Consider the following 16239-nt stretch of genomic DNA (forward strand, 5'->3'; position numbering starts at 1 on the left):
TCAACTCTGCACCCACGGCAGACCGTGGAACTTCCATCCGCCCACCGTGCCGCGATGGCCGGCGGCGTCTTTCGCGCCCTCGAAGCCTTCGAGCACGTTGTAACACGAAGTAAAACCGGCCGCCGTAGCCACACGCGCCGCCTGATCGGAACGGCCACCCGAGCGACACAAGAACATCACCAAGGACTCGGGGTCGACCTGGGCCCGAAGGTGGGTGACAAAATCGGGATTCGGCATCAAGTCGGGATAGTGTAGCCATTCGATCTCCACGGCACCGGGAATACGGCCTACCCAATCCCACTCGGCGCGGGTACGGCAATCGACGAGTACCGCGCCGGGCGCCGTTTGCCACACCAAAAACGCCTCGGGGGGCGTCAAAGCCCCGGCGTAGGGCAGGCCGAAGCGCTCGGCGCGCTCGCCGGCAAGCGCTAGAATATCGTGCAGATTTCCCACGGCGTCCTCCATGAGCTCCAAACCTAGTATACCGTCTCCACCGCCCGACGCAGCGCGGATGCGCGGCAACGCCATCGCCCGCGCCAGTTTCACGGCCATGGCCATCAACGCCACCCTGGCCATATTGCAGATCCTCATCGGGCTGGCCGCCAACGCATTCAGCCTCGTGGCCGATGCGATCCATACCCTCGCCGACCTCACCACCGACGCCATGGTGAGCTGGGCAGGACGAAGCGCCGGCGCGCCCCCCGATGCCGAACACCCTTATGGACATGGACGCTTCGAGACTCTCGTCAGTTTCATCCTCGGCCTGGTGCTGCTGGGCGTGGGCTGCGGCTTCCTGTGGGCGGCGGGCATGAAACTGCAGACGCTCGAACATGCCCCGCCGATCGAGATCCCCGCCCTCGTCATGGCGGTGATCACCCTGCTCGCCAAGGAAGGGATGTTTCACTGGCTGTACCGCCGCGGACGCGCCCTCAAGGCGAAAGTGCTGGAAGCGGCCGCCTGGCATGCCCGCTCGGATGCCGCCTCCTCGCTCGTGGTGGCGATCGGCATCGGCGGAAGCCTTGCCGGCTACCGCTTCCTCGAACCGCTCGCGGCGGCGCTGGTCGGCTTCATGATCGCCTCGATGGGAGTGCGCTTTGCCTACCGTGCGGTGCGCGAGCTCGTCGACACCGGGCTCGAGCCGGAAGAAGTCGCCCGACTGACCGAGACGATCCGCACCACCCCCGGCGTCGAGGATCTGCACCAGATCCGCACGCGGCGCATGGCCGACCGCATCCTGGTGGATGCGCACATCCAGGTCGCCCCCCGCCTGTCGGTCTCCGAAGGGCACCGCGTGGCCGATACCGTATTCGCCCGCCTCAAGGGCCGCTTCCCCAACCTCGACGACGCGCTGATCCACGTCGATCACGAAAACGACACGACCCGCCCGCCCGGTCAGCTGCAGGCGCTCACCGACCGCACCGAAGTGGTGCAGGACCTGCGCGCGCTCCCGGCTTTCGCCGCCGCTTCGCCCGACTGGATCGTCCTGCACTATCTCGGCGGGCGCACCTATCTCGACCTGCTGGTTCCGGCCAAACACGCGCCTTCCCTGCTCGCCGCGGACCGTGCGGCCCTTTTCTCCCAGCTCGACGCCCTGCGCCAACGCCATCCCGACCTCGCTTCCCTGCGGCTCTTCGTCGAGCTTGCACCGGAACCGGGCACAGGAAGCGAAAAATTGCACCAAATCAGTGCAAACGAAGTCCCTCCTCCCCCTCCTCCAGCCGGAAATGCCTCCCTTTGAGGCAAACCAAAAGCTGGCACGACACTTGCTAAAATCCTTCCACTTTTTCCTGACCCGGAGTCGATCCGATGAATGCCCAAGACGTCCTCAAGCTCATCCACGAAAGTGAAGCCCGTTTCGTGGACTACCGTTTCACCGACATCCTCGGCAAGGAGCATCACGTCACGGTGCCGGTCTCGGCCTTCGACGAAGAAGTCTTCGAGCGCGGCCACGCCTTCGACGGCTCCTCGATCGCCGGCTGGAAAGGCATCCAGGCCTCCGACATGCTGCTCGTGCCCGATCCGGATACCGCCTACGTCGACCCCTTCTACGAAGAACCCACGGTGGTCATCACCTGCGACGTGGTGGAGCCGGCCGACGGCAAGGGCTATGACCGCGATCCCCGCTCGATCGCCAAGCGTGCCGAAGCCTATCTGAAGTCGACGGGGCTGGGCGACACCGTCTACTTCGGCCCCGAACCCGAATTCTTCATTTTCGACTCGGTCGAGTGGTCGGTCGACATGTCCGGCTGCTCGGTGAAGATCCAGTCGGGCGAGGCCTCGTGGGAAGGCACCGGCCACCGTCCGCGCGTCAAGGGCGGCTATTTCCCCGTCCCCCCGGTCGACAGCCTGCACGACATCCGCTCCGCCATGGTGCTCGCCCTCGAATCGATCGGCGTACCGGTGGAAGTGCACCACCACGAAGTGGCCAACGCCGGCCAGTGCGAGATCGGCACCAAGTTCAACACCCTCACGCGCCGCGCCGACTGGACACAGGCGCTCAAATACGTGGTGCACAACGTGGCGCACCAGTACGGCAAGACGGCCACCTTCATGCCCAAGCCCATCGTCGGCGACAACGGCTCGGGCATGCACGTCCACCAATCCATCTGGAAAGCGGGACAGAACCTCTTCGCCGGCAACGGCTACGCGGGGCTGTCCGAATTCGCGCTCTACTACATCGGCGGCATCATCAAGCACGCCCGGGCGCTCAACGCCATCACCAACCCCGGCACCAACTCCTACAAGCGCCTGGTGCCGCACTTCGAGGCCCCGACGAAGCTCGCCTACTCCGCGCGCAACCGCTCGGCCTCCATCCGCATTCCCTACGTGGCCAATCCCAAGGCGCGGCGCATCGAAGCGCGCTTCCCCGATCCGCTCGCCAACCCCTATCTCGCCTTCGCCGCGCTGATGATGGCGGGGCTCGACGGCGTGCAGAACAAGATCCACCCGGGCGATCCGGCCGACAAGAACCTCTACGACCTGCCGCCGGAAGAGGACGCCAAGATCCCGACCGTGTGCCACAGCCTCGACCAGGCGCTGGCAGCGCTCGATGCCGACCGCGAGTTCCTCACCCGCGGCGGCGTCTTCTCCAACGACTTCATCGATGCCTACATCGAGCTGAAGAACGAGGAAGTGCAGCGCATGCGCATGACCACCCACCCGCTCGAATTCGAGCTCTACTACAGCCTGTGAGTGCGAGCTGCCCCCGCAGGGGGCGATGAAAGGAAGAGGGCGGCCGCGGCCGCCCTTTTTCCTTTATACTTGCTGCATGATCCGGTTTCCGTCCCGCCTCGCCTCCTGCGCCGTCCTCCTGGGTTTCGGCATGCTGTGCGCACCGAGCGCCGGGGCGACGCTGTGGAAATGCAGCGACGGCGACGGACGCATCACCTACACCAACGATCGCGCCAGCACCAAAGGGATGCGCTGCGAGGCCCTGCGCGATCTCCCCTACCTCGACGCGACGCCCGCCCCTTCCGCCCCCGCTGCCGCTTCCCCCTCGAACTTTCCCCGGGTGAGCCCCGGCGAACAGCGCCAGCGCGACGACCTTCGCCGCCGCATCCTCGAAGAAGAGAAAGCCGCAGAGAACCAGCGCCTGCAAGAAACGCAGCGCGCGCTGCAGACCGCCTCGCCGGAGCGCGCCGCCGAACTCAAAGCCCAGGCCGAACGCCAGCGGCGCAACCTCGAAGCGATCGAACGCGAACTCCAGCGCCTGCGCTGAGTCTGCAGCATACCTGGCACCGTTCTTGCTGCATTTCTCCCGTTCCGACACCAGGCACCGCCATGCCGCCCGACCTCACCGCCCTCGACTGGCTCTCCACCGCCGTCGTCCTCGCCGGCCCCGACCGTCGGCTACTGACGGCCAACGCCGCGGCCGAGCACCTCTTCGGTCTCGCCCGCGAACGCCTTGCCGGTCGCCCCTGGGAAGAGATCTTCGGTGCCTCGCCCACCTTGCGCACCGCTCTCGACGAGGCCGAACGCAACCGCTGGTTCTACGCCTGCCACGGCATCGGCCTTCATCTTCCTTCCGGCCAGACGCTCGCGGCCGACGTCACGGTGAGCCCCATCCAGGACGACGGCGAAGGATTCACCCTCGAATTCCGCCCCATCGACCAGCGCCTCAAGACGACCCAGGAAGAAGAGCGCCTGCGCCTGCAGCAGGCCGCACGCGAACTCGTGCGCGCGCTCGCCCACGAGATCAAGAACCCCTTGGGCGGCATCCGCGGCGCGGCGCAACTGCTGCAGATGGAACTGCCCGATCCGGCACTGGCGGAGTACACCGAAGTCATCATCCTCGAGACCGACCGCCTGCAGCGCCTGCTCGCCGGGCTGCTGGCCGCGCACCAGGCGCCGCACCCGGCCCCGGTCAACGTCCACGAGATCCTCGAGCACGTGCGCCGGCTGCTGCTCGCCGAATTCCCCGCCTTGAGGGTCGAGCGCGACTACGACGCGAGCCTGCCGGAGCTCACCGCCGACCGCGAGCGCCTGCTGCAGGCGATCCTCAACATCGCGCGCAACGCCGCCCAGGCCACCGGGGGCAAGGGTAAAGTCGAGCTGCGCACCCGCGCCGCGCGCCAGGTGACGCTCGCCAAACGGCGCTACCGCCTCGCGCTCCACGTCGAGATCGCCGACGATGGTCCCGGTATCCCCGAAGCGCTGCGCGAGCGCATCTTCTATCCGCTCGTGAGCGGGCGCGAGGGCGGCGCGGGACTGGGACTGGCGATCGCCCAGGATATCGTCGCCCAGCACCACGGCGCCATCGAATTCGACAGCCGCCCCGGGCGCACGCGCTTCCACCTCCTGCTGCCGCTCGCTTCCGGGAGCCCGACATGAACGACGCCATCTGGATCCTCGACGACGACAAATCCATCCGTTGGGTGCTCGAGCGCGCCCTCGAACGCGAGAACCTGCCGCATCGCGGTTTCGATCGTGCCGAGACGGCGCTGGAGGCGCTCACGCAGGAGCGGCCGGCAGTGGTGCTCACCGACATCCGCATGCCCGGCACCGACGGGCTCGAGTTCGTGCGCCGGCTGCATGAGCGCGCCCCCGGCACGCCCGTGATCGTGATGACCGCCTATTCGGACCTCGACAGTGCCGTGAGCGCTTTTCAGGCCGGCGCCTTCGAGTACCTGCCCAAACCCTTCGACGTACCCGAAGCCGTGCGCCTGGTGCGCCGGGCGCTGGAAGCGCGACCCGCAGCCGCCGCCCAAGACGAACCAGACGCCGCCCCCGAGATCTTGGGGCAGGCCCCGGCGATGCAGGACGTCTTTCGCGCCATTGGGCGGCTATCGCACTCGAGCGCCACCGTGCTCATCACCGGTGAATCCGGCAGTGGCAAGGAGCTCGTCGCCCGGGCGCTGCACCGCCACAGCCCGCGGCGCGACGGCCCCTTCATCGCCATCAACACTGCGGCGATCCCGCGCGAACTGCTCGAAGCCGAGCTCTTCGGTCACGAGAAAGGCGCCTTCACTGGCGCCGCCAGCGCCCGGCGCGGGCGATTCGAACAGGCCGAGGGCGGCACGCTCTTTCTCGACGAGATCGGCGACATGCCGGCCGATCTGCAGACGCGGCTGCTGCGCGTGCTCTCCGACGGGCACTACTACCGCATCGGCGGGCAGCAGCCGCTGCGCGCCAACGTGCGCATCATCACCGCCACCCACCAGGATCTGGAAGCCCGCGTGCGTGAAGGGCTCTTTCGCGAAGACCTCTATCACCGCCTCAACGTCATCCGCCTGCGCCTGCCGCCGCTGCGCGAGCGCGCCGAAGACATTCCGCTGCTTGCGCGCCACTTCCTGACCAAGAGCGCACGCGAGCTGGGCGTGGAGCGCAAGACGCTCTCGCCCGCTGCCCTGGAAGCGCTCAAGCGCTACCCTTTCCCCGGCAACGTGCGCCAGCTGGAGAACCTCTGCCACTGGCTCACCGTCATGACCCCGGCGCAGCAGGTCGAGCCGCACGACCTGCCGCCCGAATTCCGCACCCCCCTCGCCCCTGAAGCCCCCCTGCCGGATTCCCCGGCTTCCCCGGCGTGGGAGCAACTGCTCGCCGAAGAAGTCGACCGGCTGCTCGCCTCCGGTGCAAGCGCCCTCTACGACGCGCTGCACGCGCGCTTCGAGCGCGTCCTCTTCGAACGGGCGCTCGAGCATACCGGCCGGCGCCGCGCGGAAGCCGCCGCCCGGCTCGGCGTGGGCCGCAACACGCTCACGCGCAAGCTCAAGCGCTAGCGCCTGCCGTACAATAAGCGCTTCGCACCCTTCCTGCGACGCTCCATGCCCGCTCCCTCCGCCTTCGATCCGGCGGCATTGCACCGGCTCCTGCCCGAGGCGCTCGCCCGACGGCTCGACCTTCATTGGCTTGGCGAATGCGCCTCGACCAACGACGAGGCGATGCGCCTGCCGCTGCCCGATCCCGGGCGCCTTGCCGTCGTCGGTGCCGACCGGCAGACCCGGGGAAGGGGACGGCAGGACCGGATCTGGCAATCCTGGCCCGATGCGAGTCTCACCTTCTCCTGCCTCTTCGCGTTTCCTCCGGGCACCTCGCTCGAAGCGCTGCCGCTTGCCGTCGGCGTGGCGCTCGCTCGAGGCTTGCAGGCGCTGGGCGTGCCCGGCGTCGGGCTCAAATGGCCCAACGACCTCCTCATCGCCGGCGCCAAGGTGGCCGGCGTGCTCATCGAAGCGCAAAGCCGTCATGCGGCGCCGACCCGCGTCGTCGTCGGCATCGGGCTCAATCTCGAACTGCCGCCGGACTTTCATCCCGCAAGCGGCCTGCCGGCCACCGCGCTGGCGCATCACCTCGCCCCCCTGCCGCCGCGGGAAGCGGTGCTCGCCGCGCTCCTCGAACGGCTCGACGCCGTGCGCGCAAGCTATCTCGCTGGCCACGGCTTCGCTGCCTGGCGCGACGAATGGAACGCGCTCGACGCCTACGCCGGCCAAGAAGTGGCGGTACGCGACGGCGAGCGCGAGCTCGTCGGGATCGACGCCGGTGTCGACGACACCGGCCGCCTGCTGCTCGACACCGCCAGCGGGCGCATCGCCTGCTGCGTCGGTGACGTCTCGCTGCGCCCCCTCGCATGAATCCGACGCTGCTCCTCGATCTGGGCAACACGCGGCTCAAATGGGCCTTGCTCGAGGGCGAACACTGGCGCGAGAGCGGCGCCTGCCGCCACGTCGACATCCCGCAGTGGATCGAAGCGATGCGCGTACGGCTGCCCGCTTCGACCCGGCGTTTCGGCGTGAATGTGGCGCACGACCGGCTCGCCCTCGAACTCGAACGCCAGCTCGGCCCCATTCGCTGGCTCGTGGCCGAGGCGCAGTGCTGTGGCGTCACGAACGGCTACGACGAACCCGAGCGGCTCGGCGCCGACCGCTGGGCCGCGCTCATTGCCGCGCACCACCTGCACGACGGCGCGGCCCTGGTGGTGTGCTGCGGCACGGCCACCACGGTGGATTGGCTCGAGGCCGACGGACGCTTTCGCGGCGGTCTGATCCTGCCGGGGCTCACCACCATGCGCGAAAGCCTGGTACGGGCCACCGCAAAACTGCCGCTCGCCGCCGGCGAAGTGCGCCTGCCGCCCACGAACACGCGCGACGCCATCGCCAGCGGCTGCCTGCTCGCCCAGGTCGGGGCCATCGAACATTACTATCGTGTCATGGAGGGGACTGCCTGCGGCGCCGTGGCGCTCGTCTCGGGCGGCGACGCCGAGATCATCGCCGCGCATCTGGCCATTCCGGCCCGGACGGTGGATAATCTCGTTCTGCGCGGCCTGGCCGTGGTCGCCGCAGCCAGCGCCAGCCCGAATCCTTCCCATGACACCCGAGAGACCGCCCCATGAGCGAACCGACCCGGATCCTCCTCGAGGAACACGAGATTCCGACGCACTGGTACAACATCGCCGCCGATCTCTCCACCCCTCCGGCACCCCCGCTCGGGCCGGACGGCAAGCCGATCGATCCCTCCGCGATGGCCGCGATCTTTCCCGAGCCGATCCTCGAACAGGAGATGAGCCGCGAGCGCTGGATCGCCATCCCCGAGGCGGTGCGTGAAACCTATGCCATCTGGCGTCCCTCGCCGCTCATGCGCGCCGTGCGCCTGGAGCGGCGCCTGGGCACGCCGGCCAAGATCTTCTTCAAGTACGAAGGGGTTTCGCCGGCCGGCTCGCACAAGCCCAATTCCGCCGTACCTCAAGCCTATTACAACCGCCAGGTGGGCATCAAACGGCTCACCACCGAGACCGGCGCCGGCCAGTGGGGCTCCTCGATCGCCTTCGCCGGCCAGATGTTCGGTCTGGAAGTGCGCGTCTACATGGTGCGCGTGAGCTACCAGCAAAAGCCGCAGCGCCGCGTGCTGATGGAAACCTGGGGCGCGGAAGTGCACGCCAGTCCTTCGCCGCTCACCGAGACCGGGCGGCGCATCCTCGCCACCGAACCGGATCATCCCGGCTCCTTGGGCATCGCCATCTCGGAAGCCGTCGAGGAGGCCGCCTCCCGGCCCGACACCAACTACACCCTGGGCTCGGTGCTCAACCACGTCCTGCTGCACCAGAGCCTCATCGGGCTGGAAGCGAAGAAGCAGTTCGAGAAGATCGGCCTTTATCCCGACGTGATCTTCGGTCCCTGCGGCGGCGGCTCGAGCTTCGGCGGCATCGCCTTCCCCTTCCTCGCCGACAAGTTCGCCGGCGAACGCCGCGCCGCGGGACTGCGCTGCGTAGCGGTGGAGCCCGAATCCTGCCCCTCCCTCACCAAGGGCACCTACGCCTACGATTACGGCGATGCCTCCGGTTTCACCCCCCTGATGCGGATGTACACCCTGGGGCACGACTTCGTGCCGCCGGGCATCCACGCCGGCGGGCTGCGCTACCACGGCGCCTCCCCGCTGGTGTCGCAGCTGGTGCACGAAGGCCAGGTCGAAGCGCTCGCCGTGCCGCAGCGGGCCACGTTCGAGGCCGGCATCCAGTTCGCCCGCGCCGAGGGGATCATCCCCGCGCCGGAATCCTGTCACGCCATCCGTGCCGTGATCGACGAGGCGCTGCGTTGCAAGGAAACCGGCGAACCCAAGGTGCTGCTCTTCAATCTCACCGGGCACGGGCACTTCGACATGAGCGCCTATGAGCGCTACCTGCGTGGCGAGCTCGAAGACTACACCCTGCCCGACGAGCTCTTGGCCGAGGCGCTGCGCACGCTTCCGAGCGTGGGCTGACGCAGAGGCAAGCGGCGATGCGCCTCCTGATCGCGCTGCTCCTGCTCGTCAATGCCCTGCTGCTGGCGATGACCGCGGGGCTGCTGCCGCGACCTGCTCCCGAAGCGGTGCGCGCCACCGCCGAGCAGCCGCTGCGCCCCGACCGCCTGCGCATCCTCGCCGCCGCGGCGGGTCACGACGTCGCTGCACCTCTGCCCCCGACCGTTCCCGCCAACCCGCCGGCGAGCGAACCCCCGGCGCGCGACAACGCCGCGCCCGACTCCGCCTCCGCCGCAGAACCCGCGCCAACGGCTGCCGAACCACCGCCTCCCAAGCCGACGGACGCTGCGGCCGCTGCGGCCGCTGCTCCCCCCGCTCCCCTCTCCTGCCTGCGGCTCGCCGAGGTCGATCCCAAGCTCCTGCCGGCGCTCAAGGAACTGCCGCAAGGACTGAGCGGCGTCCAAATTCAAGAGCGAACAAGCGAAAAACCCACCAGCTGGCGCGTGGTGCTCCCGCCCCAAGGCAGTGCGGCCGCGGCGAACCGCCGGCTGGAAAACCTGCGTCAGGCCGGGGTGGACGACGCCTTCGTGATCCGCGACCCCGGCCCCCTGCAGTGGGGCATTTCGCTCGGCCTCTTCCGCGCCCAGGAAAGCGCCGAGAAGCGCATGGCCGAACTGCGCGACAAGAACGTCAAGGGAGCGCAGGTCGTTACGCGCACCACCCCCGTTGCCGAACTCGTCTACCGATGCCCCTCGTCCGTGGCCGATGACCTGCGCCAGCGCATCCAGACCCGTTTCCCCCAGCTTTCCGTCGACGCATGCCCCCCCTGAACCGTTCCCCCTTCATCGTCGGCCTGACCGGCGGCATCGGCAGCGGCAAGAGCGCCGCTGCCGAGCACTTCGCGCGCCTCGGCGCCGCCGTGGTCGACACCGACGTGATCGCCCACGAGCTCACCGCCCCCGATGGTGCGGCCATTCCCGCCCTCGCCGCCGCCTTCGGCCCCGACATCCTCACGCCGGCCGGGGCGCTCGATCGCGCCAAGATGCGCGCGCTCGCGTTTACCGACCCCGCGGCAAAACACCGGCTCGAAGCCATCCTGCACCCCCTGATCCGTCAGGAAGCCGACGCCCGCTGCCGCGCCGCCGTCGACGCACCCTACGTGGTGCTGGTGGTTCCCTTGCTCATCGAAGCGGGCGAAGACTACCGCCGCCGCTGCCAACGCATCGCCGTCGTCGACTGCCCCGAAGAAGTCCAGATCGAGCGAGTACGCGCGCGCAGCGGCCTGGACGAAGCGCTGATCCGGCGCATCATGGCCCAGCAGGCAAGCCGGGCCGAGCGGCTGGCGGCGGCCGACCACCTCATCGACAACGGCGGCGATCTCGCCCAGCTCCACGCCCAGGTCGAGGCGCTCGACCGCCTCTACCGCGAACTCGCCCGAACCGCGCCGCCATGATCCTCTTCGAATTCCCCTTCACCGAGCGCATTCGCACCCTGCTGCGCCTCGAAGACGTCTGGCGACGCTGGACCCATTTCCTCGAGGGCAGGCATCGCGACGATCACCACGCCGCCCTCATCACCCTCTTCGAGCTCGCCGACATCGCCGGGCGCACCGACCTCAAGCTCGACCTGATGCAAGAACTCGATCGCCAGCGTTCGGCCCTGCTCACGCTACCCGTCGAGCAGGTCGACACCGAACGCGTCGCGGCTCTGGTGGAGCATATCGAACAGATCCGCGCCGCCCTCCTCGGCATGGTCGGACGGGTGGACCACTATCTGCGCGGAAACGAATGGCTGATGGCGCTACGCGCGCGGGCCCACATCCCTGGGGGTTTGTGCGCTTTCGACGCCCCCGCCTATCACTTCTGGCTGGAGCAGCCGCCCGAGCGGCGCACCGCCCAACTCGAACGCTGGGTCGCCCCCCTGCAGCCGATTCGCAACGGCATCGAACTCGTGCTCAGCCTCCTGCGCGGCAACGCCGAGCGCCATGAGGCCGTCGCCGTGCGCGGCGCCTATCAGCGCGAGCTCAAAGGCGCCTGCTGCCTGCTCGCCCGCGTCCACGTCGACCCCGCGCTGCAGGTCATCCCCTCGATGTCGGCCAACAAATACCTCATCAACCTGAGATTCGGCCCGCCGCGCAGCGACCTGCGCCCTTCCACGCAACCGCTGGAACTCGACGTCCCCTTCGTGCTCGAACTGTGCCGACTGTAAAAGGGATGCAGCACCATGAACGACCCCGCGCCGAAGACGCCACGCCTCGTCTCCTGCCCCACCTGCGGCAAAGCGGTCCCCTGGACGCCGGAATCGCGCTGGCGCCCGTTCTGCTCCGAACGCTGCAAGCTCATCGACCTCGGCGCCTGGGCCGACGAGCGCTATCGCCTCCCCTCGGGCGGAAAAACGCCGCCCGAGGCCGGCAACGAGTTGCAATAGACGATTAGTCCCACCAGGCGCGGATCGCCGCCACCCCGTGCGCTCCGGCGTGGTGCGCTGCTTCCAGGTCCTCTGGGCCCAGCCCGCCGATGGCGTAGACGGGGATCGCCGCTGCCCGGGCGATTGCCTCGAATCCCGGCCAGCCGAGCGCCGCCGCCCCCGGATGCGAGCGCGTCGGCCGCACCGGCCCCAGCACGGCGTAATCGAGCCCCAGCGCTTCGGCCCGGCGCAAGGCGGCCGCCCCGTGCACCGAGGCGCCCACCCAGGGTAGCTCAGGCCGCCCAGAAAGCGCTTCCAGCCGCCGCTGTGGCAGATGCAGCCCCGTGCCCAGCGCCTGGGCAGCATCGACCTCGCCATTGACCACCAAGAGATCCTCCGCCCCCAGCTGGGGACGCAGCCGCCGCACCAGCGCCTCGGCGAGCGCCGCCGGCTCGCGCACCTGCACGAGCACCGGCCCCTGGGCACGAGCGCGCGCAAGCGCCGCCTCCTGCCGTTCGAACGCCGCCGCGAGCGGCTCCCCTGCTTCGAGCAGAACCGCCACGCCGCTCACCAGCATCTGCTGCGGCAGGGCGAGGAATTTCCACACTGGGCCATTGGCGGGCAGCATCGGCGCCACCGTCTGCTGCGGCGGCTTCACCCAGGCGAGCGCCGCATGCACCCGCGCCCGAGGCTCCCCCGCCCAGCGCGGGACGCGAAAGAAGTGCAGACGCACCTGCGCGTGGGGATAGACGTGCTCGCGCACCACCCACGGCAGCAGGTCTTCGGGCGCCACGGCGATCTCCAGCTCCTCGGCGAGCTCCCGCAGCAGCGCCTGCGCCGGCGTCTCGCCCGGCTCCACCTTGCCGCCGGGAAATTCCCAATACCCGGGATAGAACGTCCCCTCGGCCCGCTGCCCCAGCAGGACGGCACCGTCGCCGCGGCGCAGCACCGCCGCGGCCACGTCCACGCGCTTCATGCGCACGCTCCCTGCTGCGGCAGGCCGTGCCGTCCCGCCCAGTCGCGCGCGAACTGCCAGGCCACCCGGCCGGAGCGCGAGCCGCGCTCGATCGCCCACTGCAACGCCTCGGGACGCGCCGCCTCGATCTCGGCCTCGGAGACGCCGAACGAACGCAACCAGTGCGCGACGATGGTGAGGTATTCCTCCTGCGAAAAGGGATAGAACGACACCCACAGGCCGAAACGCTCGGAGAGCGAGACTTTCTCCTCCACCGCCTCGGCCGGATGCACTTCTTCGCCCACGTAGCGCGTGCGCTCGTTCTCGTGAAAGAACTCCGGCATGAGATGGCGCCGGTTGGAGGTCGCGTAGAGCAGCACGTTGTCCGGCTGGGCCCACACCGAGCCGTCGAGCACGCTCTTGAGCATCTTGTAGGCCGGCTCGCCTTCCTCGAACGAGAGGTCGTCGACGAAGACGATGAAGCGCTCGGGCCGCGTCTCGAGGCAGGCGAGCACGTCGGGCAGATCGACCAGATCGGTCTTCTCCATCTCCACCAGCCGCAGCCCCCGAGCGGCGTACTCGGTGAGCAGCGCCTTCACCAGGGAAGACTTCCCCGTGCCGCGCGCCCCCGTGAGCAGCACGTTGTTCGCCGGACGGCCGGCGAGGAACTGCTCGGTATTGCGCACCACGCGCGCCTTCTGCGGCTCGATGTCCTTGAGATCGTCGAGCCGCAGGCGATGCGGCCGGCGCACGGGTTGCAGCACGCCGCGACCGCCCACGCGCCGGTACCAGTAGGCCAAGCCTTCCTCATCCGGCCAGCGCACCCCCGCCCCCTGCTTCGCCCCCAGTGCCTCCAGCGCCGCAGCCAGGCGCTCGAGTGCAACGACCAACCCCTGCACGTCCTTCGCTTCCATCGTCTCTCCGTCCGAACCGGGCATCGCACCCCTCGCCCATGAGGAGGATGAGTATACCTGCGTCCTGCCCGGAAACGCGCCTGCCCAAAGGCAGGACGATCGTCGGCACCCACGGGATCTCCCAGCGCCAGCCCAGCGCAAGGTTGGGTTCGAGGGCACTCCGATCACTCACGCAGGTACATGTTCGGCCAGCGGACGCACAGGGGGTTGCTCATGCTGCATGGCTTGCCATAAATCGTAATTCGCCTGCATCTGCAGCCAGGCCCGCGCCGTTGCGACCCCCGCCCGTTCCAGCCGTATCGCCAAATCAGGACTGATGCCCGCTTTTCCGTTGAGCACGCGCGATAACGCTACCCGCGACATCCCTAACCGCCGAGCCGCCTCCGTCACCGACAAGCCCAAAGCGTCGATCACTTCTTCCCTCAAGATTTCTCCCGGATGCGATGGATTGTACATGGCATTTTTCCATATGATATTTACATTTAAACACGGCTTTAATTATAATCGATATAATTTATGTCACATATGTTTCCATCTTTGAAGCGAAAAATGACCCTCCAGTTCTTATTGACGGTCATTGCCCAAAAGCCCGCCATGTCTCCCTGCAAACGATGGAGCTTGAAGCCGGGCAATGCCAAATCCCGTGGCTCATGAGCCGCATCGAGCGCTGACAAGATGCGCCGCAATTTTGCTTCGTGACCCGGCTGTATCCCCTTGAGGGAACCACTCGCGTAGAACCAATACAGGCCCTTGTGAGCGAACTGACTCTCATCCATGGAATCTCCCCTCGGCAGGGGCGAAACTGTATCTCGTATCGATACAGTTGTCAATCTCTGCCCGCTCGCTCAAAAGGATACCCACTCGGTGAGCATCCGGGCACGGGGCGAGGCCGCCATCCGGCCGTGCAGCCGTCTGCTCGCGGTACCCTCACCGTTCCCGGGACAAGAAATCCATGAGGTCGGGCGCGCGGATCAGCCCAGGAATGCGCCTTCCCGACGGCAGAACGATCGTCGGCACCACCGAGATTCCCAACCGCCGGCCCAGCGCAAGGTTGTGTTCGAGCGCGCTCGCGTCACAGCCCGGCGACGCCGATGCCGGCTCTTTCCCTTCGAGCATCCACGCCCGCCATGCCCGCGCCCGATCCGGAGCGCACCAGATCTGCCGAGATTTTTCCCACGAATCCCCCTCCAGAATGGGATAGAGGAAGACATAGACGGTCACGTCGTCGACTGCCTCGAGTTCGCGCATCAGTTTCTTGCAGTATGCGCAATTCGGATCTTCGAACGAAACGATCTTCCGCGCCCCTGCGCCATGGACCATGGCGATCGCCCGTTCGAGGGGTAAACGAGAAAAATCGACGCGCTCGGCCCCGGCGCTTCGCTCCTGCCCAAACTCCGGCCAAACCGCCTCGCCGCCGCTCACCACCGACGGCTCCCCTGCCGCTGTCAGCGTCCACACCAGACCCAGACCCGCCCACCATGCCATTCGTTTCCGCCCCTGCCGCATCGCCCCCTCCCTGCGCGATCGTCCCCCGTGCCATTATGCTCTTGGCGGATATACTTGGGGCAGGATTCCATCACCCTCGACCGCTCATGAGACGTTTCATTGCGCCGCGCCGCACTCTGCTTGCCGTATTCCTCCTCGCCCTCGCTGCCTGCCGCGGCGAGGTGCCGCAAACGCCGCTCTGCGTCTGCCCGCCCACCGAACCTCCGCGCACGCCGCAAGCCACGCCTGCTTTGCGCGCCGAACCCGCCTCATGGGAAGCGCTTCCCGGCTGGTGCGCCGATCGTCCTTCCCAGGCGTGGGATGCTTTCTTGGCGGGCTGCCCGCGGCTCGAAACGCTCGATCCCGCATGGCAAACGCTGTGCCGCGAGGCGCGCGAGCAGCCGCGCGAAGACGCGGTACTGCGCCGTTTTCTGGAGCAACGCCTGCGGCCCTGGCGGCTCGTCGCGGTGCAGCCCGACGGCAGCGCCCGCGACACGGGGCTCGCCACCGGTTATTACGAACCGCTGATCGCCGCGAGCCGCACGCCGGATGCCCGCCACCGCACCCCCATCCTCGGACCGCCCGCCGACCTCGTCACCGTGGATCTGGGCGAGGTCGCGCCGGTGACGAAGAATCTGCGCCTCAAGGGCCGGCTGGAGGGCCATCGGCTCGTGCCCTATCACAGCCGCGCCGAGATCCGCGCCCTGGGCGAGCGGCTCCCTGCGCCGGTGCTCTTCTGGGCGGCCGACGAGCTCGATTTCTTCTTCCTGCAGATCCAGGGCTCCGGCCTGCTGCGTCTGCCCGATGGCGCCACCTTGCGCATCGGCTACGCCGATCACAACGGCCACCCGTACCGCTCCATCGGGCGCCTGCTCATCGACTCCGGCGAGCTCACCTTGCAGGAAGCCTCGGCACAGGGAATCCGGCGCTGGCTCGAACGCCACCCCGAACGGCGTCGGGAAGTGCTCGACGCCAACCCGGCCTATGTCTTCTTCCGTGAATTGCCCGCCGACGGCCCCGGTCCCCTCGGCACCCTGGGCGTGCCGCTCACGCCGCAGCGCAGCCTCGCGGTCGATCCGGCCCATCTGCCGCTGGGCGCGCCGCTCTACGCCGTGGTCTCGGGCACGCAACCGTTCGCCCGGCTGATGCTGGCGCAGGATACGGGTGGGGCCATCCAGGGGCCGCTGCGCGTCGACGTCTATGAAGGCAGCGGCAAGGAAGCGGGCGAGCGCGCCGGGCGCAGGCGCGACGAAGTCGCCCTGTGGCTGCTGTGGCCGGCCGATGCCGATCCGCCTGCGGCGAGCCGATGAA

At 68.3% G+C, this 16239-nt stretch carries 19 protein-coding genes; 13 read left to right on the plus strand and 6 right to left on the minus strand.

The window, feature by feature from the left end:
* A complete protein-coding gene (locus EPD82_RS01090; protein WP_141054383.1) occupies nucleotides 1-453 on the minus strand; it encodes a rhodanese-like domain-containing protein in 453 nt (150 codons plus the stop codon).
* 10 nt (nucleotides 454-463) lie between these two features.
* On the opposite strand from EPD82_RS01090, the gene EPD82_RS01095 reads away from it, so the two are divergent.
* The 12 genes from EPD82_RS01095 to EPD82_RS01150 all read left to right on the plus strand — a co-directional run bounded on the left by EPD82_RS01095 (nucleotide 464) and on the right by EPD82_RS01150 (nucleotide 11595).
* Nucleotides 464-1738, plus strand: coding sequence for a cation diffusion facilitator family transporter (locus EPD82_RS01095; RefSeq protein ID WP_206202127.1), 1275 nt, complete (start codon nucleotides 464-466; stop codon nucleotides 1736-1738).
* A gap of 68 nt (nucleotides 1739-1806) precedes the next feature.
* A complete protein-coding gene (gene glnA, locus EPD82_RS01100) occupies nucleotides 1807-3192 on the plus strand; it encodes a type I glutamate--ammonia ligase (protein WP_055422527.1) in 1386 nt (461 codons plus the stop codon).
* A gap of 76 nt (nucleotides 3193-3268) precedes the next feature.
* A complete protein-coding gene (locus EPD82_RS01105) occupies nucleotides 3269-3718 on the plus strand; it encodes a DUF4124 domain-containing protein (RefSeq protein ID WP_170210748.1) in 450 nt (149 codons plus the stop codon).
* 62 nt (nucleotides 3719-3780) lie between these two features.
* Nucleotides 3781-4830: a nitrogen regulation protein NR(II) gene (gene glnL, locus EPD82_RS01110; protein WP_141054389.1), complete on the plus strand. Its 1050-nt coding sequence runs from the start codon at nucleotides 3781-3783 to the stop codon at nucleotides 4828-4830.
* Complete coding sequence (gene ntrC / locus EPD82_RS01115; RefSeq protein WP_141054392.1) at nucleotides 4827-6218, plus strand: nitrogen regulation protein NR(I); 1392 nt, start codon at nucleotides 4827-4829, stop codon at nucleotides 6216-6218. The genes glnL and ntrC overlap by 4 nt, the downstream gene beginning before the upstream one ends.
* Nucleotides 6219-6263: 45 nt before the next feature.
* Nucleotides 6264-7067 (plus strand): biotin--[acetyl-CoA-carboxylase] ligase, encoded by an 804-nt coding sequence (locus EPD82_RS01120; protein ID WP_141054396.1) that lies wholly within the window; start codon nucleotides 6264-6266, stop codon nucleotides 7065-7067.
* Nucleotides 7064-7825 carry a type III pantothenate kinase gene (locus EPD82_RS01125; protein ID WP_141054400.1) on the plus strand — a complete coding sequence of 254 codons (762 nt, stop codon included), beginning with the start codon at nucleotides 7064-7066 and terminating at the stop codon, nucleotides 7823-7825. The genes EPD82_RS01120 and EPD82_RS01125 overlap by 4 nt, the downstream gene beginning before the upstream one ends.
* A complete protein-coding gene (locus tag EPD82_RS01130; RefSeq protein ID WP_141054403.1) occupies nucleotides 7822-9189 on the plus strand; it encodes a TrpB-like pyridoxal phosphate-dependent enzyme in 1368 nt (455 codons plus the stop codon). Before EPD82_RS01125 ends, EPD82_RS01130 begins: the two co-directional genes overlap by 4 nt.
* A gap of 17 nt (nucleotides 9190-9206) precedes the next feature.
* Nucleotides 9207-9998: an SPOR domain-containing protein gene (locus EPD82_RS01135; protein WP_141054406.1), complete on the plus strand. Its 792-nt coding sequence runs from the start codon at nucleotides 9207-9209 to the stop codon at nucleotides 9996-9998.
* Nucleotides 9986-10621: a dephospho-CoA kinase gene (gene coaE, locus EPD82_RS01140; protein ID WP_141054409.1), complete on the plus strand. Its 636-nt coding sequence runs from the start codon at nucleotides 9986-9988 to the stop codon at nucleotides 10619-10621. The genes EPD82_RS01135 and coaE overlap by 13 nt, the downstream gene beginning before the upstream one ends.
* Entirely contained in the window at nucleotides 10618-11376 is a 759-nt protein-coding gene (zapD, locus tag EPD82_RS01145; protein WP_141054412.1) for a cell division protein ZapD, read from the plus strand. Before coaE ends, zapD begins: the two co-directional genes overlap by 4 nt.
* A 15-nt stretch (nucleotides 11377-11391) precedes the next feature.
* Entirely contained in the window at nucleotides 11392-11595 is a 204-nt protein-coding gene (locus EPD82_RS01150) for a DNA gyrase inhibitor YacG (RefSeq protein ID WP_141054415.1), read from the plus strand.
* A gap of 4 nt (nucleotides 11596-11599) precedes the next feature.
* Here the strand turns inward: EPD82_RS01150 and EPD82_RS01155 are convergent, their stop codons facing one another.
* The 5 genes from EPD82_RS01155 to EPD82_RS01175 form a co-directional block, all read right to left on the minus strand.
* On the minus strand, nucleotides 11600-12550 hold the full coding sequence (locus EPD82_RS01155; protein ID WP_170210749.1) for a Nudix family hydrolase: 951 nt from the start codon (nucleotides 12548-12550) through the stop codon (nucleotides 11600-11602).
* Nucleotides 12547-13443 (minus strand): ATP-binding protein, encoded by an 897-nt coding sequence (locus EPD82_RS01160; RefSeq protein ID WP_141054837.1) that lies wholly within the window; start codon nucleotides 13441-13443, stop codon nucleotides 12547-12549. Before EPD82_RS01160 ends, EPD82_RS01155 begins: the two co-directional genes overlap by 4 nt.
* Nucleotides 13444-13611: 168 nt before the next feature.
* Nucleotides 13612-13899, minus strand: a complete 288-nt coding sequence (locus EPD82_RS01165) for a HigA family addiction module antitoxin (RefSeq protein ID WP_055422514.1) — start codon at nucleotides 13897-13899, stop codon at nucleotides 13612-13614.
* A gap of 38 nt (nucleotides 13900-13937) precedes the next feature.
* A complete protein-coding gene (locus tag EPD82_RS01170; RefSeq protein WP_141054421.1) occupies nucleotides 13938-14219 on the minus strand; it encodes a type II toxin-antitoxin system RelE/ParE family toxin in 282 nt (93 codons plus the stop codon).
* Between the two features lie 151 nt (nucleotides 14220-14370).
* Nucleotides 14371-14928: a DsbC family protein gene (locus tag EPD82_RS01175; RefSeq protein WP_206202128.1), complete on the minus strand. Its 558-nt coding sequence runs from the start codon at nucleotides 14926-14928 to the stop codon at nucleotides 14371-14373.
* A 107-nt stretch (nucleotides 14929-15035) separates the two neighbouring features.
* Between EPD82_RS01175 and mltA the strand changes: the two genes are divergently transcribed.
* Nucleotides 15036-16238, plus strand: coding sequence for a murein transglycosylase A (gene mltA / locus EPD82_RS01180; RefSeq protein ID WP_141054428.1), 1203 nt, complete (start codon nucleotides 15036-15038; stop codon nucleotides 16236-16238).
* The last annotated feature ends 1 nt before the right edge of the window (nucleotide 16239 follow it).

Source organism: Tepidiphilus succinatimandens (assembly GCF_006503695.1).
Taxonomy (GTDB): Bacteria; Pseudomonadota; Gammaproteobacteria; order Burkholderiales; family Rhodocyclaceae; genus Tepidiphilus; species Tepidiphilus succinatimandens.

What these genes read in the sequence shown, in the direction of transcription:
- glnL (WP_141054389.1), top strand. Translation starts at nt 3,781, where the DNA reads ATGCCGCCCGACCTCACCGCCCTCGACTGGCTCTCCACCGCCGTCGTC.
- glnA (WP_055422527.1), top strand. Translation starts at nt 1,807, where the DNA reads ATGAATGCCCAAGACGTCCTCAAGCTCATCCACGAAAGTGAAGCCCGT.
- ntrC (WP_141054392.1), top strand. Translation starts at nt 4,827, where the DNA reads ATGAACGACGCCATCTGGATCCTCGACGACGACAAATCCATCCGTTGG.
- EPD82_RS01135 (WP_141054406.1), top strand. Translation starts at nt 9,207, where the DNA reads ATGCGCCTCCTGATCGCGCTGCTCCTGCTCGTCAATGCCCTGCTGCTG.
- EPD82_RS01095 (WP_206202127.1), top strand. Translation starts at nt 464, where the DNA reads ATGAGCTCCAAACCTAGTATACCGTCTCCACCGCCCGACGCAGCGCGG.
- coaE (WP_141054409.1), top strand. Translation starts at nt 9,986, where the DNA reads ATGCCCCCCCTGAACCGTTCCCCCTTCATCGTCGGCCTGACCGGCGGC.
- EPD82_RS01120 (WP_141054396.1), top strand. Translation starts at nt 6,264, where the DNA reads ATGCCCGCTCCCTCCGCCTTCGATCCGGCGGCATTGCACCGGCTCCTG.
- EPD82_RS01130 (WP_141054403.1), top strand. Translation starts at nt 7,822, where the DNA reads ATGAGCGAACCGACCCGGATCCTCCTCGAGGAACACGAGATTCCGACG.
- zapD (WP_141054412.1), top strand. Translation starts at nt 10,618, where the DNA reads ATGATCCTCTTCGAATTCCCCTTCACCGAGCGCATTCGCACCCTGCTG.
- EPD82_RS01170 (WP_141054421.1), bottom strand. Translation starts at nt 14,219, where the DNA reads ATGGATGAGAGTCAGTTCGCTCACAAGGGCCTGTATTGGTTCTACGCG.
- EPD82_RS01125 (WP_141054400.1), top strand. Translation starts at nt 7,064, where the DNA reads ATGAATCCGACGCTGCTCCTCGATCTGGGCAACACGCGGCTCAAATGG.
- EPD82_RS01150 (WP_141054415.1), top strand. Translation starts at nt 11,392, where the DNA reads ATGAACGACCCCGCGCCGAAGACGCCACGCCTCGTCTCCTGCCCCACC.
- mltA (WP_141054428.1), top strand. Translation starts at nt 15,036, where the DNA reads ATGAGACGTTTCATTGCGCCGCGCCGCACTCTGCTTGCCGTATTCCTC.
- EPD82_RS01160 (WP_141054837.1), bottom strand. Translation starts at nt 13,443, where the DNA reads ATGGAAGCGAAGGACGTGCAGGGGTTGGTCGTTGCACTCGAGCGCCTG.
- EPD82_RS01175 (WP_206202128.1), bottom strand. Translation starts at nt 14,928, where the DNA reads ATGGCATGGTGGGCGGGTCTGGGTCTGGTGTGGACGCTGACAGCGGCA.
- EPD82_RS01155 (WP_170210749.1), bottom strand. Translation starts at nt 12,550, where the DNA reads ATGAAGCGCGTGGACGTGGCCGCGGCGGTGCTGCGCCGCGGCGACGGT.
- EPD82_RS01105 (WP_170210748.1), top strand. Translation starts at nt 3,269, where the DNA reads ATGATCCGGTTTCCGTCCCGCCTCGCCTCCTGCGCCGTCCTCCTGGGT.
- EPD82_RS01165 (WP_055422514.1), bottom strand. Translation starts at nt 13,899, where the DNA reads ATGTACAATCCATCGCATCCGGGAGAAATCTTGAGGGAAGAAGTGATC.